Source organism: Pseudomonas sp. PB3P13, assembly GCF_054897735.1.
Genome location: NZ_CM142702.1, coordinates 1311399 through 1333507, shown reverse-complemented (window position 1 = coordinate 1333507; position 22109 = coordinate 1311399). Strand labels below are relative to the sequence as shown.

Genomic DNA, 22109 nt, shown 5'->3' with positions numbered 1-22109 from the left:
GCTCGCTCCCACAGGACCGACACAACCCGTAGGAGCAAAGCTTGCTCGCGATAGCGGTTTCAAGGTTTACACGGAAGCCTGGCGTACCTGCTTCTCCAGTTCGGCCTTCAACCCCGGCTCGAGCTTCAACTGCCGCGCCAGCTCGTCCAGATAGGACTTCTCCATGAAGTTCTCTTCATCCACCAGCATCACGCTGGCGATGTACATTTCTGCAGCCATTTCCGGGGTGCTGGCGGCGCGGGCGACGTCGGTCGGGTCGAGCGGTTTGTTCAGCTCGGCGTGGAGCCATTGCTTCAACTCCTGGTCGTTGTCGAGTTTGGTGAACTCGCCTTCGATCAATTCGCGCTCGCGCTCATCGACGTGACCATCGGCCTTGGCCGCCGCGACCAGCGCTTTGAGAATGGCCTGACTGTGCTGTTCGACCTGAGCGGGCGGCAGACGGTCGACGGTTTGCGGCTCGATCTTCGACACGTTGCCTTGCTGGGCCTGCCAGTTGCCGTAAGCCTTGTAGGCGATAACGCCCAACGCCGCGAGGCCGCCGTAGACGGCGACCTTGCCGCCCATCTTGCGCGCCTTTTTGTTACCCAGCAGCAGGCCGATTGCCCCGGCCGACAACGCTCCGCCGCCCGCACCGGACAGTAATCCGCCCAAGCCACCGGAACCGCCAGCGCCACCGAGCAATCCGCCCAGGCCACCGCTGGAAGCTTTGTTCTGCGTGCCACCAGCCTTGTTTTGCAACATATCCTGGCCGGATTTAAGTAGTTGATCGAGCAATCCACGCGTATTCATTTTGCTGTCTCCACGAAAGGTAACTGGATCATCAGGCCACCAGCCTAGTGCGAAGTGCCCTAACGTTGCGGGTGAGAGTGCTTCCAGATGTTGCTCACCTTTTGATGAATACCAAAAGTGGGGTCAGCCCCATCGCGCGGTCGGTGAAACTGTCTGATGCCGCAATCCTCTCCGCTCTCGCAGTCCTGGCCGCGACGCTCGTCCCGGCCAGTACCCTCTACGCCTCAAAAACGCGAAACACTGCGCATCGCGTCCACCAGATAGCGCATCGCTATCTGGTCGCTCTCCGATAACTCGCGATAGCGCTCAAGCAGCTTCATTTCCTCCGAATTCAGCCGGCGCCTTCGGCGAGCGCTCGCCAGGCAGGGGAACATTCCTAACATCTGGGTGATGCCTTGTACTTTCGACATGGACGATGTCCTTCTATCCGTTAAAGATGACTTCCAACCCGCATCGCCCTTCCATTTTTCAGCAGCGACCTCGTGCCAACTGAACCCCACCGGCCTGAGGGCAGAAACCGGTCATGCCCATAGAATAGGAACTATTGCGGTGCTGAGAAGGGGTTTTTAGAGTAATTAGTCGAGAAAAGCAGAAATGCCCTCAAAATCAGAAGAGGCTGTCAGAAACGTTACCCAAAAATGCCGTGTTTCAGAGTCGCGCCATCGCCACGCCATCAATCAATTTTGCTCCGCGAGCGAACGGTTTAAGCTATTTTGCATCTGTTTAAAGTCCGTTGCGTTTGGCCGAAGGCATGTCCGAACCTCCATTTCTGATCCAGCACGTGCCAGGAACGGCGCGGGATTGTTCACGACAGGTTGTACTTATGCACCGCAGGAATTTGCTCAAAGCTTCCATGGCCATTGCTGCCTACACCGGTTTGTCCGCCTCCGGTCTGCTCGCTGCCCGCGCCTGGGCCGGTGATAAAACTGCCGATGGCGAGGCGCAGGCATTCGACTTTGAAACGCTCAAATCCCAGGCCAGGGAGCTTGCCGGCAAGCGCTATCTGGACACCAAGCAGGTGCTGCCGCCTACGCTGGCGACCATGACGCCGCAGAACTTCAATGCGATCCGCTACGACGGCAATCATTCGCTTTGGAAGGATCTGAAAGGCCAGCTGGATGTGCAGTTTTTCCATGTCGGCATGGGCTTCAAACAGCCGGTGCGCATGTACAGTGTCGACCCGAAGACGCGCCAGTCGCGCGAAGTGCACTTCCGCCCTTCATTGTTCAATTATGAAAAAACCACGGTCGACACCACGCAGCTCAAGGGTGATCTGGGTTTTGCCGGGTTCAAGCTGTTCAAGGCCCCCGAGCTGGATCGGCATGACGTGCTGTCGTTCCTTGGCGCGAGTTATTTCCGCGCGGTAGATGCCACTGGCCAATACGGCCTGTCGGCCCGTGGTCTGGCGATCGACACGTACGCGAAAAAGCGCGAGGAATTTCCCGACTTCACCAAGTTCTGGTTCGAGACTCCGGCCAAGGACAGCACCCGATTTGTCGTGTATGCCCTGCTCGACTCGCCGAGTGCGACCGGCGCTTACCGTTTCGACATCGATTGCCAGGCCAGTCAGGTGGTCATGGCCATCGACGCGCACATCAATGCGCGGACCGCGATCGAACAATTGGGCATCGCGCCGATGACCAGCATGTTCAGTTGCGGCACCCACGAGCGGCGCATGTGTGACACGATTCACCCGCAGATTCACGATTCGGATCGCCTGGCGATGTGGCGTGGCAACGGCGAGTGGATCTGCCGCCCGCTGAACAACCCGGCCACCCTGCAATTCAACGCTTTCGCCGACACCGACCCGAAAGGTTTTGGTCTGGTGCAGACCGATCACGAATTCGCCAGCTATCAAGACACCGTCGATTGGTACAGCAAGCGGCCAAGCCTGTGGGTAGAACCTACCACCGCGTGGGGTGAAGGCTCCATCGATCTGTTGGAAATTCCTACAACCGGCGAGACGATGGACAACATCGTCGCGTTCTGGACGCCGAAGAAACCGGTCGCGGCCGGGGATTCCCTGAACTACGGATACAAGTTGTACTGGAGCGCCTTGCCGCCGGTCAGCACACCGCTCGCCCGGGTTAACGCTACCCGGTCCGGCATGGGCGGTTTCGTGGAAGGTTGGGCACCGGGCGAGCATTATCCACCGGTCTGGGCGCGCCGCTTTGCCGTCGATTTCAATGGCGGTGGTCTGGACCGCCTGCCCCAGGGTACGGGCATTGAACCGGTGGTCACCTGCTCCCACGGCGAGGTGAAGGATTTCAGCGTGTTGGTGCTCGATGACATCAAGGGCTACCGGATTCTGTTCGACTGGTACCCGACGAGTGACAGCGTCGAGCCGGTGGAACTGCGGTTGTTCATTCGCACCAATGACCGAACGTTGAGCGAAACCTGGCTGTACCAGTATTTCCCGCCGGCGCCGGACAAGCGTAAGTACACCTGAGGGCTGATGGTCGGCTGAATCGGCCTCTTCGCGAGCAAGCTCGCTCCCACTTCACCTGCGTTATCCAAATGCAGCTGATGTGGGAGCGAGCTTGCTCGCGATGGGGCCGGTTCAGACACCAAACCTTCCCCAGAAACACAAAAGCCCCGGTCACACCGACCGGGGCTTTTGCATTTCAACGGTGGAAACTTACGAAGCCGAACGCACTGCGCCTTGCGCCACATGGGTCGGGTGCAACTTGAAGACGTAGAACAACACCGTCAGCAACACCAGGAACGCAGGGCCGACATACAGCGCCACGCGGGTATCCGGGAAGTACGCCATCAGGCCAACCACCAACACCAGGAACGCCAATGCCAGGTACGAGCTGACCGGGTACAGCCACATCCTGTATTTGAGCCCGGCACGTTCGCTGGCGCTCAGGCCTTTGCGGAATTTCAGCTGGGCCAGCAGGATCATCGCCCAGGTCCAGATCGCGCCGAAGGTTGCAATCGCGGTCACCCAGACGAACACCTTCTCAGGCACCAGATAATTCAGCAGCACGCCCAGCAGCAAGGCGGCAATTGACAGCAGCAGGGCTCGACGCGGCACGCCATTGCTTGAAGTCGTGGCAAAACCGGCCGGGGCCTGGCCATTTTGCGCCAGGCTGTAAAGCATGCGCCCGGTGCTGAAAATACCGCCGTTGCAGGACGACAGTGCAGCCGTGATCACCACAAAGTTGATGATGCCGGCGGCGGTCTTGATGCCCAGACGTTCGAACGTCATCACGAATGGGCTGCCGGAGGTGCCGATTTCATTCCATGGGTAGATCGACAGAATCACGAACAACGCACCGACGTAGAACAACAGAATCCGCCAGAACACCGAGCCGATCGCATTCGGAATGGTTTTCTGCGGGTTCTTCGCTTCGCCGGCGGTGAGGCCGATCATCTCGACGCCGAGGTAGGCGAACATGACCATTTGCAGCGACATCAACACGCCTTGCACGCCGTTGGGCATGAAGCCGCCGTGGGCCCAGAGATTGGAAATCCCCAAGGCAACGCCGTCGTTGCCGAAGCCGAACGCGATCACGCCGACACCGCCGATGACCATCGCAATGATGGTGATGATCTTGATCAGGGCGAACCAGAATTCAAATTCACCGAAAGCCTTTACCGCGATCAGGTTGATCGAGCCCATGCTGATCAGCGCGGCAAGTGCCCAGATCCAGCGCGGCACCTCGGGGAACCAGACGCCCATGTACACCGCGACCGCAGTGATCTCGGCCACGCAGGTCACCAGCCACAGGAACCAATAGTTCCAACCGGTGAGGAAACCGGCCAACGGGCCGAGGTAATCCTGGGCGTAACGGCTGAACGAACCGGCGACCGGGTTGTGCACGGCCATTTCGCCGAGGGCGCGCATGATCACCAGGATCGCCAGACCGCCGATGATGTAGGACAGCATGATCGCCGGGCCGGCCATTTCGATGGCCTTGGCCGAACCGAGGAACAGACCGACACCGATACAGGCACCGAGCGCCATCAAGCGAATATGCCGTTCGCCGAGTTCGCGTTTGAGCGGGCCGCCCTGAGCGGTCTCGCCATGGGGCAAATGATTGCCAACTGGCATAGGGGTACAACCTCGTCTTGTTATTGGATATGACCACCGAGTGTTCAGGTGCAGGCCGATAAGCCGTTTGCCTGTGTGAAACCGGGCCTGCTTCGTGGGCAGGACCGTCTTGCAGGACAAAACCTTCAAGATCAGCGGGGCGTGCAGTATAAAAAGCTTCGTGCAGGCTTTTTCCCTCTATAAACCGCAACATTCAGCGAGAACACTCGGCAAAACGGCAGGTTAGGGAGGAACATCACTTGTGACGCGTAGGACTTTTCGCAGGTGAAACGGCGCGGATTATTGCACAGCATTGGTGCATCGTCATATCCACCTGGGCCGAGAACGCTGTTGTGGCGAGGGGGCCTGCCTGTGGCGAGGGGGCTTGCCCCCGTTCGGCTGCGAAGCAGTCGTAAAACCTGCGCACTCGGTTAAACCTGATACACCGCGAAGCTGGTTTTGGGGTAGTTTCGCCGCCCAGCGGGGGCAAGCCCTAATGCCAGTCAGTTAAGCCCTCCAGCCTTCTTTTTGGGATATTTGACTGGTCTAGGCTTGACCACCCTTGGGTAACTTCGCTGTCGTCTGGCAGGTAGCATGAAGTGTTGAGCCTGGACTCTCAGCTCTGCCAGTCGTTTAGGGATCGTACCTGGCGTTTCAAGCGGGCAGAAACGCAGCGCGTTGCTGACCGCTTGAGCCAACCAGAGAAAGCTCAAACGTTGTGGTACCACCTTTATTTCTTCAGCCATCAAGCGCATCTCCTGGCGGATCAGGTTGTAGGCCAGCAGAGCTCCCCACAGTTCTTGGCGCACCAGATCAGGCTGTTTACTGCGCAATTGCTCTCCTTTGAGCAGGTTTTGCTTGATCTCGCGGTAACCCAATTCGATTTCCCAGCGTTCGTTGTAGTGCCCTGCCACCTGATGGGCAGGGTAACGTTCGGCATCGATCAACGAGGTGAGATAGCGGCGGGGTTTGTCGTCTATCGAGTACTCAATCAGTCGTGCCTGCCAATGGCTAGGAAGGTCGGGACGTTGCTTGAGTGCATCTCTGGAAACAGTCAGTCGCACAAGCCAATCACCGGCGCCCAACTCTTTGATCACCTCGTATTTAAGCGGTTTGCGTGCCCGCATGAGCCAGTGCCGTTCGGTTCCGCTTTGCTGCCAGTCAAGCAAGAGCGCTGCCGAGTAGTAGGCACGGTCAAAAATCGTCACCGAGTGATCGCTTACCGATTTCTCAAGACCTTTGGCATGGCGAAGTTCGCCGACCGAAAACTCGCCAAAACAGGCGTCCCGAATCAAGTGACTATAGGTATCCATCAGGCAAACACCGCGCACTTGTGGCCAGGCTCCGTCTCCCGAGTGAGTCCGCCCGCCACCGAAGGCTTGGCGGTTTTCCGGTGTGTCGGGGGTAGACCACACCACGCCGTCTACCGCAAAGCTGCGTAACCCTAAAAAGCCAGCCGAAGCTGGCTGCTCAGCACCGCCCCATGACTCTGCCAATTGCTTAAACAGTGCCGCCAGAGGCTCTGATCCAAGCCGTTGCCGGGCCTGGACTGCGGCGCTAGGCACAGGCACCTTTGCTTCGCCCAAAGCCAGTCCCAGCTGCTGCACGATGAGCCAAATCGGCTCGTTCTTGAACAAGGCCAACCCCACCACCAACCAGACAATGCGCTCGGCCGGCAGGCGTCTGCGGCGCAGGGAAACAGTTCCGGTCGAAGCCAGCGCTTGCTCGATCCACAGGGGATCGATCAATTGCGCGAAGCGTTCGAAAGAGATCGGATTGAGTTTGGTAACTTCTTGAAGGGCGTTTTGCAGGGACATGAAGCGGACTCATAAAAACATAAACCCGTTTCTATTACTGCTGGGCGGGCAAGTCAATTCCTTAACTGACTGGCATTAGGGCAAGCCCTCTCGCCACAAAAGCCCCTTGCCACAGGCAACCCCCTAGCCACAAGAAACCTCCATTGCAGATTTTCCTGCTGGCATCAGGGAAATTTCACTCAGGATTTGCAGCTACGCGTAGGTCGGAGGCCGGCTAGGGTGAGTTGAGATAAATAGCTCTGGAGCAAAGGAATGCATCCCCGACCAAATTCACACCTCTTACGCCATGGACGATTGTCAGAAAAGGGCCGTGCGTATCTCATTACCGCCGTTATTCACAAACGCCACCCCATATTCTCCGACTGGCGAGTGGGACGCCTGCTGGTAGCAGAGTTTCGGCGGGCTCAGGACGAGGGATACCTGGACTCAATCGCTTGGGTGGTGATGCCCGATCATTTCCATTGGTTGATACAACTGCGGGACAGCGATCTACCCAACGTTATCGGCTCGACCAAATCACGTTGCACTCAAGCGGTGAATAAAATGACCGGTCGATCTGGCCCGCTCTGGCAAGCCGGCTATCACGACCGTGCAATTCGCGACGGGGAAGAACTTCTGCCTTTCGCTCGTTACATCATTGCCAACCCACTCCGCGCAGGGTTGGTGGAGAAAATCGGCGATTATCCGTTATGGGATGCCTGCTGGCTGTAGCGTCCAACAAGCGACTGGCTGGCTGGAAACCCTGTGGCTAGGGGGCTTGCCTGTGGTTAGGGGCTTGCCTGTGGAGGGGGCTTGCCTGTGGCGAGGGGGCTTGCCCCCGTTCGGCTGCGCAGCAGTCGTAAAAACCTGCGCACCCGGTTATACCTGATACACCGCGAAGCTGGTTTTGGGGCGGCTTCGCCGCCCAGCGGGGGCAAGCCCCCTCGCCACAGGCAAGCCACAAAAGCCACAAAGCCACAGAGCCACAAAGCCACAAAAGCCACAAAAGCCACAAAGCCACAAAGCCACAAAGCCACAAAGCCACAAAGCCACAAAGCCACAAAGCCACAAAGCCACAAAGCCACAAAGCCACAGAGCCACAAAGCCACAAAAGCCACAAAAGCCACAGAGCCACAAAAGCCACAAAAGCCACAAAGCCACAAAAGCCACAAAGCCACAAAGCCACAAAAGCCACAAAAGCTCTCAGGCCACGATGACCGGCCCCAGACTCTGTGGATCCATAACCCCCCCCTTCACAATTTTTTCACCAACCCCAACCACCGGCTAAGCTTCAAACAAGTCCGATCAATCTGCGTGAATGGATCAGTCGACTATGGGCGCTTTGTGGCAAACCGATTCGAGTAAAACTGTGGTTCCGACTGAACGAGTGGATGAAGCGCCTTTACCTGAAAAACCTGGTCGTTCCCGGCACGGCTGGGGCGCGTTCTGGTTGTTGCTGGTGATTATCACAATTGTCGTGGGGCTGGCGGCTGCCAAGGAAATGCGCACCGCCCGGTTTCAGTCCCGGGAAATCAGCAAATTCGCCGCCTCCCTGACCTATGACATGCAGCCCGGCCCAAGCGACGCCATTCGCTATCCCGGCGCCGGACCGTTCGATTTGCGTCTGGGCTACAGCTCGATGGACGAATTCCTGCCGCGCCTGCTCAAGCGCGACTACGTCATCTCAGCCCAGACACGTTTCTCGCAAGCGCTGATGGATTACAACGACAATGGCTTTTTCGTGCCCTACGCCGAGAAAATCCAGGCCGGTTTGTCGATCACCGATTGCCGGGCGGCCCCGCTGTATCAGTATCACTACCCACAACAGCTTTACTCGGACTTCAACGCGATCCCGCCGGTCGTGGTAAAAAGTCTGCTGTTTATCGAGAACCGCTTCCTGCTCGATCCCGGGCAACCCCAGGCCAACCCCGCAGTGGACTGGCCGCGTTTCGGCATGGCGGCGTGGTCGCAAGTCGCCAAGCTGTTGCACCTGCCCGGTCAGTCGGCCGGCGGCAGTACCCTGGCCACACAACTTGAAAAATATCGACACTCGCCCGATGGCCTGACCGTGTCCGGCGCGGAGAAATTGCGGCAGATGTTTTCTGCCACCGTACGCGCCTATCAGGACGGCCCGGACACCCTGGTGGCGCGGCAAAATGTCGTTCGTGACTACCTCAATAGCGTGCCGTTGTCCGCCGTGCCAGGCCACGGTGAAGTACATGGCATGGCCGAGGGTTTGCGCGTCTGGTACGGCGCCGACTTCAAACAGGCCAATGAGCGTCTGGCCAGTCCGGACACTGACCCCAAAGCCATGGCCGACAAAGGCCTGGCCCTGCGCGAAATGCTCTCGCTGATGATTGCCCAGCGCCGCCCTTCGCACTACTTGACCAAGGGTCGTGAAGAATTGGCCAGCCTCACCGACAGCCATATCCGTTTGCTCGCCCAGAACGGCATCATCGACGCCCCCCTCGCCGCGGCGTCACTGGCCAGCAAAGTGATCTACCGTGACTGGGCGACTCAACCGACCATTCAGCCCATCGAAACCAACAAAGGCATCAGCGTGGCGCGCAGTCGTCTGGCCGGACTGCTCAATCGCCCGTTGTACGATCTCGACCGTCTCGATCTTTCGGCCACCAGCACCCTGCAAGGCGAACTGCAAACCCGGGCGACGGATTACCTCAAGCAACTGGCCGACCCGGCATTCGCCACGCAGATCGGTCTGATGGGCGAACGTTTGCTTACGCCTACCAGCACCGCCCAGGTGCGTTACAGCTTCACGCTGTTCGAGCGTACTCCGGACGGCGCGCGGGTACGGGTGCAGACCGACAGCACCGATCAACCGTTTGACATCAATGAAGGCAGCAAACTGGAATTGGGCTCTACCGCGAAAATGCGCGTGATGACCACCTACCTGCAAATCATCGCCGAGCTGCATGAAAAGTATGCAGACATGACCATTCCCGATTTGAAGAAAGTCGATGTCCCGGATCAGGATCGCCTCAGCCGCTGGGCTGTGGATTACCTGATTCAAAACAAGGATCGCAATCTGCAGGCCATGCTCGGTGCCGCGCTGGATCGCAAATACTCGGCAAGCCCCGGCGAGGCTTTCTTCACCGGCGGCGGTCTGCACACCTTCGTCAACTTTCGCAAGGAAGACAACGGTCGCCTGCCGACCCTGCGCGATGCCCTGCGCGAATCGATCAACCTGCCGTTCATTCGGCTGATGCGCGACATTGTGCGTTACACCACTTACTCCGGCCCCGGCAACAGTGCCGAATTGCTCAAGGATGATCGCAACCCGCGCCGTCAGGAATACCTCGCTTCGTTCGCCGACCGCGAAGGCACCTCGTTCCTGCTCAAATTCTGGAAAAAGTACAAGAACAAGAGCACCCAGGCGCGGCTCGATACTTTCCTCGACGGCATGCGGCCGACCCCGATTCGCCTGGCGGCGGTGCATCGCTATTTATTGCCTCAGGCGAGTCAGGAAAGTTTCAACACCTTCGTGCGCTCGCACCTCAAAGGCGCCAAGCTCACCGAGAAGCTCACCGACGAACGCCTCGAGCGGCTTTATGCGAACTACAGCCCCGGTGCCTATGACCTGCCCGATCAAGGCTTCATCGCCAAGGTCCACCCGCTGGACCTGTGGTTGATTGGCTACCTGCTGAACAACCCCGATGCCAAGTTCAGCCAGGTGGTCAAAGCCAGCCATTTCGAACGTCAGGAAGTCTACAGCTGGCTGTTCAAGAGTCGGCACAAGGGTGCCCGCGACAGCCGCATCCGCACCATGCTGGAGATCGAAGCCTTCCTCGACATCCATCAGCGCTGGCAGAAAGTCGGCTATCCGTTCGACCACCTGGTGCCGTCATTGGCCACTGCCATCGGCAGTTCGGGTGATCGCCCGGCGGCCCTCGCTGAACTGATCGGCACTATTCTCAATGACGGCGTGCGCATGCCGACCCTGCGCATCGACACCCTGCACTTCGCGGCGAACACGCCGTATGAAACCAGACTGATCAATGACCCGGACGTCGGCAAACGGGTGATGCCGTCCGAAGTCGCCACCGCCATGCGCGAAGCGTTGTCGCAGGTGGTGGATGCCGGCACGGCGAAACGTGTGTCTGGCAGCTTTATCACGTCCGATGGCAAACCGTTGGGCATGGGCGGCAAAACCGGCACCGGCGACAACCGCATTGAAGCGGTGGGTTCGGGTGGTCGAATCCTCAGTTCGAAATCGATCAACCGCACGGCGACGTTCGTGTTTTTCATCGGCGACAGCCACTTCGGCACCATGACCGCGTTTGTGCCGGGGCGCTCTGCGGAAACCTTCAAATTCACGTCGGCATTGCCGGTGCAGGTGCTCAAGGGCATGGCGCCGATTCTGACGCCGTATTTGCAACCGGGCACTCTTACTCAATGCCTGCCGGTCGATGTGGCAAGACGTTAATGCCGCTGGACACCCGTACCGAGCCATAGCTTTAACCAGCGGCCAGCGGGACATAATTATGTATAGCTTATATTCAAAATCAAACGTATTGCGCCTTATAAGCGCGTGATGACTGCCGAGGAATTCCGACTGTTTATTTAAGTTTGACGAGATAGGCTACTTATCTTTCCAACACGCAAGATAATTACAATGTCGAACTTTAATCAAACTACCCCCACCATTCGAATGTTCACTAATCCAGACAAGGGTCGCCATTATCAAGTCATCAAAAATGCGATCAGCGAACCGCTCAAAAGTATGTCGTTACCACGTGCACAGGCGCTGAACGCAATAGATTTCAAACTCCACAGCTGGTACAGCGCCGATGGTCACGAAGCACTCAAGAGCGCCAGCATGCAAGCCTGGAGAGCGCAAAACCGGACTGACCGAGCCTTTGGAAAGTTACAGGATGTCTACGCATTTGCCGCACCGTTGCTCAGCGCGAAGCTGAAAGAACAGTACGGAATCGAAGACGACGTCCAATCCACGTACTTGCGCCTTTATTTCCCCAAAAACACGCCCTGGTACGCTGCGAACATACTGCCTGGCCATGCCAGCCGAACGGTCTCCTTGGTTGATGCGGCCCTGCACAACTTCGCGCAGGGCGAAACCTTTACTGCCGACTCGCAATTCATCAGCAAACCCGACGCAAACGGCCACTTCGACATCAAACGCATAAAAGCAAAGATGTCCATCGAGCAGTTCAAACAACTGTGCCGGGACCTGGACATTGGCGGCCAATACAACAACTACCTCCGAACCTGGTTGCTGCCTCGGGACGAAGTGGCAAAAGCGTTGCTTGAGTACAAATCCACCACGAGTGAAAAAGCCGTCCTCAACGCCGCCGCGCATCTGGCCTTGCTGAAAAAAGACATCAGCGATGACGCTTTCAATGTGGTTCAAGGCATGATCGACGGTCGAGCAGCCGTGACACTGGACGGCAAAGTCATGCAGTGCGCCGAGCTGTCGATGATGGACGCGAGCCTCACCGGTATCGTGCTGTTCATCGCCGCACCAACGCACAGCCGGGGCACCGACCGGCTGATCGCCTACGTGCCCCACGACCCCGAGCATCCGTTGAAAGAATATGCGTCGGCGCTGGCGTTTGTGCAGGCGCTGACACGGCAACTGCGTGAAAACAAAGCCATCCCTTCGTCAGGCGCCAGCTACTGGCAGTTCTTCAGCCAGTTTCTCGATCAGCAACAACGCGGGCATTTTTTTGCTGACCTCGACCGGCGCCTGAGCGTCATCCAGTGGCATGAAAAAGACCCGCTGGACCCCGGCCCGAGCTGGCGGGCAACCCCCGTGGACAAGCCCAACCTGGAATTCCGCGTGTGGCCCATCACGCGAGATCTCTGGCAGCATCTCTACCAGATGAAAGTCAGCAAGATCATCAATGACGCCCGGGAAATTGCCGTGTCTACCGCCCAGGCTGACTCGCAGGCACGCTGGGCCTGGTGGGACAACTTCAAGAAAATGCTCTCGGATATTTTCAACGCAGCGCTCTTGGTGTTGACGCCGTTTGTGCCCGGGCTGGGCGAACTCATGCTTGCCTATACCGCCTACCAACTGACCACGGAAGTGGTTGAGGGCGTGGTCGATCTTGCCGAAGGACAATGGGCCGAACTGGCCGAACACGTGGTCGGCGTGGTCACCGACGTCATTCAACTGGCTGCGTTCGGTGCCGGCGCGGCCATTGGCGCCGAGTTTCAACTCAAGCTGTCGCCGTTTGTCGAAGGCCTGAAACCGGTGCAGTTGCCCGACGGTAAAAGCGTTCTGTGGAACCCTGACCTCGCCCCTTACCAACAACAAGACCTGCGTTTGCCCGACGCATCGCAACCCGACGCATTGGGTCTGCATCAACATCAAGGCAAAACAATCCTGCCGCTGGAAGGCCAGCATTTCGAAGTCCGTCACGATCAAGCTATCGGCCAGCATCGTATTCAGCACCCGACTCGCCCACAGGCCTACGCCCCCACCCTGCGCCATAACGGCGAAGGCGCATGGGTTCATGAGGGAGAGTCACCGCACAACTGGGAAGGTTCGACGTTGATGCGGCGCATCGGGCACTCGGTAGACCGCTACTCGACAACGCAACTGGAAAACATCCGCCGCATCAGTGGCACCGAAGAAGCGTCGCTGCGCCGCATGCACGTGGAAAACGCTGCCCCGCCGCCGCTGCTGGCCGACACCTTGAGCCGTCTGAAGATCCACGAAGACACTGAAGGCATCGGCGAACGGATTCGCAGCGGCCAACCGCTGGATCCGGGCGCGTACTGGTTTGATCGCCTGGTACCGGACATGCCGGGCTGGCCGGCGGATAAGGCACTGAAGGTCTATGAAAATACCGACCTGAAAGGCCCCTCTCACACTTATGGCAACCCTGATGCCGCCGATGCCCAGACCCTGCGCATCGGCCGCCCGGACATGATGGCCGGAGAACTGCCACAGCGCCTGGCGGATTTTTTGAGTGACGACGAGCTCTCCGCCCTCCTCGGCCGGTCCTATCCGAAAAACCAGCAGGTGCAGGTTCTGCGTAACCGGATAGCCGACGCCGCGGAGGACCGCAAAGCCGACATTTTCAACTACCGCTACGGCCTTCAGTCCCACTCCAGCGACACCAGCGCGCAGTTGCTTCAGCGCCAGTTTCCGGAGTTGCCGGCGCGGGTCGCGCAAACGCTGGTCGACAAAGCCACGCCCGTCGAACGGAGCGTCATGACAGAGAAAAATCACCTGCCGCTGCGCGTGAAAAACCAGGCTCGGGAAAGCGCTTTCGAATTGCGCGCCGCCCGCGCCTGGGAGGGCTTCCATGAGCCCAGGCTGATGGGGCCCGACACCGAGCAACTGACGCTGAATGCGCTGAAGCTGCACACCGACACCTACGAGAATCTGCGCATCGAGGTGCGGGACGGAACCCATGACGGTCCGCTACGGGGCAGCGCCGGCAGCCCGGATGCCAGCGATGTACGCGTGCTGGTCCGGGATGAACATGGTCGCTATGAGGTGTGGGACGGCCGACACATAAAGCGCCATGAAGCAGGTGAGTTTTATCAGGCACTTCTTCGGGCGCTGCCCGAAAACAAACGCCAGCGGCTCGGGTATCGAACCACCCAAGGCGAGCATTTCAAGCAATGGGTGATGGTCATGACCGAACCACCCGCCGAGCGACGCACATTGCTCGCCCAGCCGCCCATTCGCCCGGTCGTGCCGCGGGAAACGGACCTCCTGCTGCGCGGCGGTGCGCTGACCAAGGGCGCCAGGACCGTCGAAGAAAAAGTGCAAAATCTGTACCCGCATTTTGATGAAGCACAAGTCGATGCCTTCAGCCGATCACTTCACGCCCAAGGCGATCCGCATCTGGCAGTTGAAAGGCTGCAGCAGGAGCTGGCCTCGCTGCAACAGAAACTGGAGCAATGGCGCCAACAGTACCTGGCAAGTTTTGCCTCGGAAGATCCGAGCGGAAACCTGCCGGCTGCTTACCTGGATTTCAGTCGTAATGGTGGGCAGCTTATTGTCGACCGATTGCTGGAGTGCTTCGAACGCAAATCCGAGGTGTTCAACGAGCGCAGCCACAGCCTCGAAGGTGGTTATACGCTGGACCTGTCCGCGGAGTTCCGCCCCCACGATCTGGAACGCTGGTGGCGCGAACTGCCGGACCTGAAACCGTATCTGGATCAGGTCACTACGCTGAACCTCGATGGCAGCCGGTTTTCGGCAGGGCGCTCAAAACTGTTGAGTGACTTTCGCCACATCCGCCGGTTCAGTGCCCGGCACTGCGAACTGACCGCCCTGCCCGAGGGTGTGGCCCAGATGCGCTTGCTCGAAACATTGCGCCTGAGCGACAACCAGATACGGCTCTCGCCTGCCGCGGTCGAGCAATTGCGCAATTTCACCCGCATGGAAACCCTGAGGCTGGACAACAATCCGCTCGGCACCGTACCGGATATCGGCCGCATGCCACGACTCAAGGTGTTGAACCTGTACAACACCGGCGTCGAGACCTGGCCCGCTGGCCTGTTCAGCAAACCACGACCGCGGGGCTTCTTTCTCGACCTGCAGGCGAATCCGATCAGCGCTATTCCACAGGTGGCGCCGGGTTCGGAAAAAGCCTTTCTGATTGCCCGCACCCGTGTCATCGCAGCGAACCTGTCCGAACGCAACCGCATCACTTACGAAGGCTACCGCGAGTCATTGGGGATGACGCCCGTGTTGCAATACCCACCGTCCACGCAGTCCTCGGCCGAATCGCTGATTACCCGATGGCCGGTGCCGGACGACACCTATCGCTTCGACAGTTCCCCCGGCGTTGGCGCGTACCGCGCGGAAGCCTGGTATGACCTGATTGGCGAGCCTGGCTCGGAAGGCTTCTTCACCTTGCTGGCCAAGCTGACGCAATCGGCAGACTACCTGCAAGGCGGCCCGGCCCGCCAGCAATTGAGCGACCGTGTGTGGCGCATGGTCGATGCCGCCAACCTCGACACCAAGTTGCGTGAAGAGCTGTTTTTGATGTCGCTCAGGCCGGATGGCTGCGAAGACGCCGGTGCACAGCTGTTCAACAACATGGGCGTCAAGGTGCTGGTCTCGGAGGCTGAACTCTTCTCCACGAGCGCCGCTGAACGGGAGCGCAAACTGGTGACTTTGGCCAAAGGTGCGGCGCGCCTGGAGCAGGTGAACGAAATCGCACGCAAGGACATCAAGGCGCGCAAGACGCGCCCCGATGAAGTCGAAGTGCACCTGGCTTATGAGACAGGCCTGGCCAAACGACTTGATCTGCCGTGGCAATCCGAGGCGATGAGATTCGGTGGCGTGGCAGGCGTTACCGAGGAACACATCGACATCGCCTACAACAAAATCATCGAACAGGAAGCCGGGGACGGCCTGATCGATCAGATGAACAAACAGAAGTTCTGGGAGGACTACCTCTACAACAAACGCCCGGGCGAATTCGAGGCGAACACTCGACGCCATCAAGAGAAAATCGACGTACTGACCGACCTCGACACCGCGCAACGAGAACTGGCTGACGCGCAGGATTTATCGCCGCCGGAAACCGACCGGCGGCGGCAGAATCTCATCCGCCTGGCGACACGGCTAGGCATTGATAAAGAGGAGGTGCTGACCGGGAAAGCCATGACGACCGATACCTATGGAAGGGTGTCTGACGAAATCGGTGTTCAAAAACTTGAACTGGCCAGGAGATTGACGCGCGAAGCACTGGCGCGGGCGGAGCTGGACGCGTAACCCGCGACATTTCAAGTCGGCAACCGTCCGGTCGTGGCCATATCGTCGCGGCCGGCGCGGATGGAGGTCCCGGGCCTCAGACCTCCGAATCCCAGATCACCGTGATGTCGCCCTTGAGCGTGTCATTGATGCCAGGGCGCAGCACATACGCGATGGCATCCGGGGGCATTTCGAAGCGCAGGTTGCCGGGCTTGCGATCAACGTATTGGCTCGGCTGAAAAGGGCCGAGCCATTCATTGTTTTTCAAAACGAGGTCTTTGACTGGACCGCCGTCAGGACCGGTGATGCCGGCCGGTAAACTGAGCCTGGTGCGCACCCAGCCGACGTTCGGAGAAGGCAGGTAGTCCTTGTCGCCGATCAACTTGCACTCGGCGCCGTAAAAGCTGAACGAATCGCACTGCATCATGACTTTGAAACGCGACGTCGCCGACAGATGAAAGGCTTGATCGCGATAAATTCGCGTGGGCTTTTCACTGCCGGCAATCCAGCGTTGCCAGCCCCCTTCGGGCTCCAGCGACACCTTGTCTCCGCCAGGCGGCAGAGCCACTTTCAAGGTGTGCTGCACGTCCAGCACGAAGTTCAGATTGAGGTGGCCGTCGTCCGGCGTCATCAAGGGTCCCATGTCGAAATCCCCCCCGGGACCCAGGGAGTACGCCAGCGAACCGGTGTACAACCCGGACGACATGCCTAGCGGGTTGGGGGTTTGCAGTTCGTAGGCGAAATCCAGCGTGTCCAGCGCCATGGACGGGATCTGGAAAGCAGCGACTTTGGTGCAGGCGCCCCCGACCGGCGCTTTCCAGAAAAACCGGTAGCTGGCCGGTGTGTAAGCACCCACCCCGCTGTATTGACAGGGTGGAGGCGCGTAAACCCAACTGCTGCCCCACAGCGTCTGATGGCCTTCGAGGATATCGGTCACGCCCACCAGATTGGCGGCGGAATCGCTGAGTTGATAGTTGGAGCCAATCCCGGTGATGCGCACCAGAACGGTCTCGGTTTCCCGCGTATCGCGATGGGTGACCGTCAGGTGCCGCCAGTGGGTGGGCACCTGCAACGCCAGCCCGTCACCCGGCGCGATGGCGCGGGTTGAGTTGAACTTGATCGGCAATTGAATGCTGAACATGTTGTTCGACTCGCACTGCCCGGGGTACGCCGCGCAATAACCGCTGTTCGGGGTTTTGTTGATGAAAACATTGTGATTGGGCTGCGAGGAATCCGGGGTGAACAATGCGCGGATTTCCTGGGTCGCGGCCTCAACTGCCGGCATGACCAACGCCACCAGCAGACCTGTCGTCCTTTTCATGAATGCATTCCGTTGTGATCGATAAAAATAATGGCAGTGCGATGCCTAGGGCGCCTTCGCGTTGAACAGCAGAAGAACGTTGCCGTCATAGTCCCCGGGCTTGTAACCACCGCCGGGTTTTACCGGCTGTATTTCCAGCAACACCCGCTTGCCCACCGCGGCCTCCTCCCTGGAGACCACTTCGCGCGGATGAATGTCCGGGCTCAGCTCAACGCCGTTGAAACTGACCTTCAACCCGATCTCTTCGCCAGGCCTGCCATTCGACAGGTAAGGCGAGCTGCCGAGGCGGGCTTCGATGGCACTGGTGTCATGACGCACGTCGAAGTACTTGCGCAAACCACCCATGGTCGACGTCGGATAATCCCAGTTGAGGCGCTGCGCCCGGTGAATCCAGTCCGGCTCCGCCGGGATGATGTAGAACGGGCGACTGGGAATGGTCAACGTGACCTCGAAACTCAGTGTTTCCCGGGCCGTCCAGCCCGGTTCACTCATCAGTGCGGTGAAAGCCATCACCAGGGCGACGGTGTATTGCTTGATCATGTCTGGTACCTGTCGCGTCAGCGGCAGCGGCCGTCAGCGGCGCGCCACCTTTGGGTCTTGTGTGCGGTCGATTTCGAACAGCTTGAAACAGTCTCCGGCCAAACACCGAAGCTCAGACTTCCGAGTCGAAAATGATCGTGGCGGTGCCCCAGAGCGTGCCGTTCATCCCCGGTTTCAGCAGCGAGTCGATCCACTTTGAGGGCATCTGAAATCGCAACGTGCCGGGTTTGCGATCCACATACCGAGAGGGCTCGAACGGCCCGATCCACGTGTTGTACAACAGCGTTCCCGACCAGCCGTCGTGGTTGCCCGGCCCGACAATGCCGTGGGGAACCGAGAGCCTGACTTCGAACTTGGAATAACCCACCTGGTTGTTGCCGATGTCGCATTCGGTGCCGCCTTGGGAGCCACAAAGCAGCATGACCTTGAAACGCGACGACGCCGATATGTAAAACAGCTGATCACGGAAAATCACTGTGGGCTTGCGGCCGCTGTCGATCCAGCGTTGCCAGCCTCCCTCCGGTTCCATGGCAATCCGGTTGCCACCGGGAGGCAGGTCGACTTTCAGGGTGTGCTGCACGTCGAGGACGAAGTCCAGCGTCAGGCTGCCGTCATCGGGCTGCATCATCGAGCCCATCTGGAAATCACCGGCGGGGCCGATAGTGTAAGTCATGGACCCGGTGTACAGCCCGGAAGACATGCCCAACGGGTTAGGGGTGCGCAGCTCGTAAGCGAAGTCGATGTACTGAAAACTCAGCGCAGGGATTCGGTAGGCTGCGAACTTGGTGCAAGCGGTTTCCACCGGTGCTTTCCAGAAAAACGCATAGGAGTGGGGTGTTAGAAAGCCGACACCGCTATAAAGGCAGGGTGCAGGGGCATACACCCAACTGGAGTTAGTCCACAGTTTCTGGTGGGCTTTGATAGTATCCGGTTCCCCGACGAGGTCGTGAACCGGGTCGCTCAAACCATAGTTGGAACCGATACCTATGATGCGCACCTCAACAGTTTCGCTTTCCTGGGTATCCTGATTGATCACCGTCAGCGGCCTCCAGTTAGCGGGCACTTTAAGTGCCAGACTGTCGCCGGGTACGATGGCGCGACTGGAGGTGAACCCCACCGGAATCCGAATGCTGAACATGTTGCTATTGGCGCACTCCCCCGGATAAAACTCGCAATACCCACTGTTCGGCGTCTTGTTGATAAACACGTTTTTATTCGGTTGTGATGGATCCGGCTGGAACAGCGCGCGGATCTCTTGATTCGCCGCCTCCGCCGAAGCCATGCTCAGCGCCGCCAGCAAGAGCAGGCAGCCCGTGGACATTTTCATAATTCAGTCCGTTTTCCACTCAGTGAATAGGAGGATGTAATGCCTGCTCTCACGGCGCCTTGGCGCTGAACAGCAGCAGCACGCTGCCGTCGTAATCGCCGGGTTTGTAACCGCCGGGGGGCTTCACCGGCTGTATGTCCAGCAGCACCCGGCTGCCCATAGCGGCTTCCGCCTGGGACACCACCTGGCGCGGTTGCGCGGACGCGCTCAGTTCCACATTGTTGAATTTGACCCGCAGCGCGATCTCCTCCCCCGGCCTGCCATTGGACAGGTAAGGCGAGGTATCCAGACGGGCTTCGATGGCACTGGTGTCATGCAGCACATCGAAGTATTTGCGCAAACTGCCCATGTTCGACGTGGTGTAATTCCAGTTGAGACGCTGAGCCTGGTGAATCCAGCCGGGGTCGGACGGGATGACGTAAAAAGACCGACTCGGAACAATCACGGAGACTTCGAACGTGTGCTCCTCACGGGCGCTCCACGCGGCCTGACTCATCAAACCGGTGATTGCCATCAGTGCGACGACGGCGCATTGCTTGTTCATATTCATTTACCTACCGCGTCTGCCTGGGGAAGCGACCGTCAGCGGCTCGCCACCGTCAGGTCTTTTTTGCTGTCGCCTTCGATCAGCTTGAACCGGTACTCACGCCCCGGCTCCTTGTCGAACCCGAAGGTCTTGCCGGCCATGACGTGGTGCTTGGTGGTCGCGCCGCAGTCCGCTTCCTTGACCAGCGAGCAACTTTTGAACTCGTCCACCACCAGCACCGTATTGCCGTTGTTGCGCAGCTCGTAACGGGCTGGCGTTTCATTGATGACGGTGTCGTAACGCGCGTCCCTGGGCCGCACGAAGAACACGATGCCGAAACCGGTCATCACGTTGACCCCGGCTGACAAGGTCTTTTTGTAGTCTTCACGTTCTTCGCTGCTGACCAGAAACTCGTCTTCCTTTTCCGGTACTACCGGCACGAAACGCACCCTGAAGTAGCGTTCGCGATCACGCTCGCCCATGTACAACAAGCGCGTACCCTGCATCCCTTGGGCCGGCACGATCAGCCGTGCCGGGCTGGCCATGACGCCATTGCGCGATGCGCCGTCGGCGGCATTTTCGACGGGTATTTCCTGCGGCTTGCCTTCGCTGTCGTAGACGATTTCCAGCACATTGACCTTGACGAAAGCCGTGCTGTCGCCGCTGTTGAAAATCCGCTTCAGGTAAGTACTTTTGCTCCCATCCAGATAGTCGTACACGGTGCCGACATTGATCTGCGGCCCGGCCTGGACCGTCAGTGAAAATCCGTACAGCACACCCATCCACAACAGACGTTTCATCGCCGCTAACCTCATGAAAAAAAAATGAAAATGACCAACCCGGAGGTCAGACCTCGGAATCCCAGATCACGGTGATGTTGCCCCTGAAGGGCGTACCTCGATAACTGTCGATCAGAAAACTGGTTTGCTGCTCATTCATGGTGAAATGCAGGGTTCCCGGCTTGCGGTCGACGTAAGTGGTGGGCTGGAACAGACCTGTCGGCGTGCGGGTGACCGGCACGTTTCTGACCGGCCGGCCGCTGCTGTCGGTCAGGCCGTTGGGCAAACTGACGCTGACATTCACCTGCGCGACGTAGGTGGTGGGCGGCTGGCCGTCGAACACCCCGCAGCCATCATTCACCTGGCGTTCACACTCAAGCTTCATGGTGAATCTGGACGACGCGGAGATGTTGAAGCGCTGGTCGCGCAGAAGCCGCACCGGTTTGCGTCCTTGCTCGAGCCAACCCTGCCATCCACCTTGCGGTTCGAGCAAAACCTTGTTGCCGCCCGGTGGAATATCCACCTTCAGGGTGTGCTGCACATCGAGGACGAAATCCAGGGTCAGGGTTCCGTCGTCGGGCACCATCATCGAACCCATCTGGAAATCCCCGCTGGGGCCGAGGGTGTAGGTCAAGGAGCCGGTGTAGAACCCGGTCGACATTCCCAAGGGATTGGGGGTGCGCAGCTCGTAGGCAAAATCGAGAGTATTGAAATGCATCGACGGAATCCGGAAAGCCGCGACTTTGGTACAGCTCGTTTCGACGGGGGCTTTCCAGAAAAAGCCATACCAGTCAGGGCCGTAAAATCCGACGCCGCTGTATTCACAAGGGGCGCCGGGATAAACCCAGCTGTTGCTGGTCCACAGTTTGCGGTGGCCCTCAAGAATGTCCGACTCGCCCGTCAGATTCGCGGCGGTATCACTCAAGCCATATCTGGAACCGATACCAATAATGCGCACTTCGACGGTTTCCGACTCCTGGGTGTCCTGGTTGGTGACGGTCAGCTGCCGCCAGTTCGCCGGTACTTTCAATGCCACGCCATCGCCGGGCACCAGCAAACGGGAGGCGTCAAACCTGACCGGGAGCTGAATGCTGAACATATTGTTGGCCTCACACTGCGTCGGCCAGGTCTCGCAATACCCACTGTTCGGCGTCTTGTTGATAAACACGTTCTTGTGCGGCTGCGACGGATCCGGCTGGAACAGTGCCCTGATTTCCTGGTTCACCGCCTCTGCCGACGGCATGCACAACACCGCGAGCAGCGCCAACCCGTACGAAGCGCTTTTCATG

General features: G+C 58.8%; 14 protein-coding genes. 4 read left to right on the top strand and 10 right to left on the bottom strand.

Annotated features, from left to right (window positions below; translation table 11 throughout):
- Nucleotides 1-66 precede the first annotated feature (66 nt).
- Complete coding sequence (locus tag ACYZT1_RS05925; RefSeq protein ID WP_462018097.1) at nt 67-789, bottom strand: tellurite resistance TerB family protein; 723 nt, start codon at nt 787-789, stop codon at nt 67-69.
- A gap of 224 nt (nt 790-1013) precedes the next feature.
- On the bottom strand, nt 1014-1199 hold the full coding sequence (locus ACYZT1_RS05920; RefSeq protein ID WP_462018096.1) for a hypothetical protein: 186 nt from the start codon (nt 1197-1199) through the stop codon (nt 1014-1016).
- Between the two features lie 413 nt (nt 1200-1612).
- On the opposite strand from ACYZT1_RS05920, the gene ACYZT1_RS05915 reads away from it, so the two are divergent.
- Complete coding sequence (locus ACYZT1_RS05915; protein WP_462018095.1) at nt 1613-3238, top strand: glucan biosynthesis protein D; 1626 nt, start codon at nt 1613-1615, stop codon at nt 3236-3238.
- Between the two features lie 189 nt (nt 3239-3427).
- Here the strand turns inward: ACYZT1_RS05915 and ACYZT1_RS05910 are convergent, their stop codons facing one another.
- Nucleotides 3428-4849, bottom strand: coding sequence for an amino acid permease (locus ACYZT1_RS05910; protein ID WP_462018094.1), 1422 nt, complete (start codon nt 4847-4849; stop codon nt 3428-3430).
- A gap of 482 nt (nt 4850-5331) precedes the next feature.
- Nucleotides 5332-6645 carry an IS4 family transposase gene (locus ACYZT1_RS05905; protein WP_462015893.1) on the bottom strand — a complete coding sequence of 438 codons (1314 nt, stop codon included), beginning with the start codon at nt 6643-6645 and terminating at the stop codon, nt 5332-5334.
- Nucleotides 6646-6897: 252 nt separating this feature from the next.
- On the opposite strand from ACYZT1_RS05905, the gene ACYZT1_RS05900 reads away from it, so the two are divergent.
- The 3 genes from ACYZT1_RS05900 (at nt 6898) to ACYZT1_RS05890 (ending at nt 16348) form a co-directional block, all read left to right on the top strand.
- Nucleotides 6898-7356, top strand: coding sequence for an REP-associated tyrosine transposase (locus ACYZT1_RS05900; RefSeq protein ID WP_462018093.1), 459 nt, complete (start codon nt 6898-6900; stop codon nt 7354-7356).
- Between the two features lie 601 nt (nt 7357-7957).
- Nucleotides 7958-11068 (top strand): transglycosylase domain-containing protein, encoded by a 3111-nt coding sequence (locus ACYZT1_RS05895; RefSeq protein ID WP_462018092.1) that lies wholly within the window; start codon nt 7958-7960, stop codon nt 11066-11068.
- Between the two features lie 393 nt (nt 11069-11461).
- The gene (locus tag ACYZT1_RS05890; protein ID WP_462018091.1) at nt 11462-16348 is read left to right on the top strand and encodes an NEL-type E3 ubiquitin ligase domain-containing protein; all 4887 of its coding nucleotides are present in this window, start codon (nt 11462-11464) and stop codon (nt 16346-16348) included.
- A 76-nt stretch (nt 16349-16424) separates the two neighbouring features.
- On the opposite strand, the gene ACYZT1_RS05885 is transcribed toward ACYZT1_RS05890, so the two are convergent.
- From ACYZT1_RS05885 to ACYZT1_RS05860, 6 genes are all read right to left on the bottom strand, one after another.
- Nucleotides 16425-17648, bottom strand: a complete 1224-nt coding sequence (locus tag ACYZT1_RS05885; RefSeq protein WP_462018090.1) for a hypothetical protein — start codon at nt 17646-17648, stop codon at nt 16425-16427.
- Between the two features lie 45 nt (nt 17649-17693).
- Nucleotides 17694-18188, bottom strand: a complete 495-nt coding sequence (locus ACYZT1_RS05880; protein WP_462018089.1) for a CS1 type fimbrial major subunit — start codon at nt 18186-18188, stop codon at nt 17694-17696.
- 112 nt (nt 18189-18300) lie between these two features.
- Nucleotides 18301-19515, bottom strand: coding sequence for a hypothetical protein (locus tag ACYZT1_RS05875; protein WP_462018088.1), 1215 nt, complete (start codon nt 19513-19515; stop codon nt 18301-18303).
- Nucleotides 19516-19564: 49 nt separating this feature from the next.
- On the bottom strand, nt 19565-20059 hold the full coding sequence (locus ACYZT1_RS05870; RefSeq protein WP_462018087.1) for a CS1 type fimbrial major subunit: 495 nt from the start codon (nt 20057-20059) through the stop codon (nt 19565-19567).
- 38 nt (nt 20060-20097) lie between these two features.
- Complete coding sequence (locus ACYZT1_RS05865) at nt 20098-20841, bottom strand: molecular chaperone (RefSeq protein WP_462018086.1); 744 nt, start codon at nt 20839-20841, stop codon at nt 20098-20100.
- A 46-nt stretch (nt 20842-20887) separates the two neighbouring features.
- Nucleotides 20888-22108, bottom strand: a complete 1221-nt coding sequence (locus ACYZT1_RS05860) for a hypothetical protein (RefSeq protein ID WP_462018085.1) — start codon at nt 22106-22108, stop codon at nt 20888-20890.
- Nucleotide 22109: the final 1 nt, after the last annotated feature.

Coding starts and splice junctions, on each gene's coding strand:
- ACYZT1_RS05925 (WP_462018097.1), bottom strand. CDS start 789: ATGAATACGCGTGGATTGCTCGATCAACTACTTAAATCCGGCCAGGAT.
- ACYZT1_RS05920 (WP_462018096.1), bottom strand. CDS start 1,199: ATGTCGAAAGTACAAGGCATCACCCAGATGTTAGGAATGTTCCCCTGC.
- ACYZT1_RS05915 (WP_462018095.1), top strand. CDS start 1,613: ATGCACCGCAGGAATTTGCTCAAAGCTTCCATGGCCATTGCTGCCTAC.
- ACYZT1_RS05910 (WP_462018094.1), bottom strand. CDS start 4,849: ATGCCAGTTGGCAATCATTTGCCCCATGGCGAGACCGCTCAGGGCGGC.
- ACYZT1_RS05905 (WP_462015893.1), bottom strand. CDS start 6,645: ATGTCCCTGCAAAACGCCCTTCAAGAAGTTACCAAACTCAATCCGATC.
- ACYZT1_RS05900 (WP_462018093.1), top strand. CDS start 6,898: ATGCATCCCCGACCAAATTCACACCTCTTACGCCATGGACGATTGTCA.
- ACYZT1_RS05895 (WP_462018092.1), top strand. CDS start 7,958: ATGGGCGCTTTGTGGCAAACCGATTCGAGTAAAACTGTGGTTCCGACT.
- ACYZT1_RS05890 (WP_462018091.1), top strand. CDS start 11,462: ATGCAAGCCTGGAGAGCGCAAAACCGGACTGACCGAGCCTTTGGAAAG.
- ACYZT1_RS05885 (WP_462018090.1), bottom strand. CDS start 17,648: ATGAAAAGGACGACAGGTCTGCTGGTGGCGTTGGTCATGCCGGCAGTT.
- ACYZT1_RS05880 (WP_462018089.1), bottom strand. CDS start 18,188: ATGATCAAGCAATACACCGTCGCCCTGGTGATGGCTTTCACCGCACTG.
- ACYZT1_RS05875 (WP_462018088.1), bottom strand. CDS start 19,515: ATGAAAATGTCCACGGGCTGCCTGCTCTTGCTGGCGGCGCTGAGCATG.
- ACYZT1_RS05870 (WP_462018087.1), bottom strand. CDS start 20,059: ATGAACAAGCAATGCGCCGTCGTCGCACTGATGGCAATCACCGGTTTG.
- ACYZT1_RS05865 (WP_462018086.1), bottom strand. CDS start 20,841: ATGAAACGTCTGTTGTGGATGGGTGTGCTGTACGGATTTTCACTGACG.
- ACYZT1_RS05860 (WP_462018085.1), bottom strand. CDS start 22,108: ATGAAAAGCGCTTCGTACGGGTTGGCGCTGCTCGCGGTGTTGTGCATG.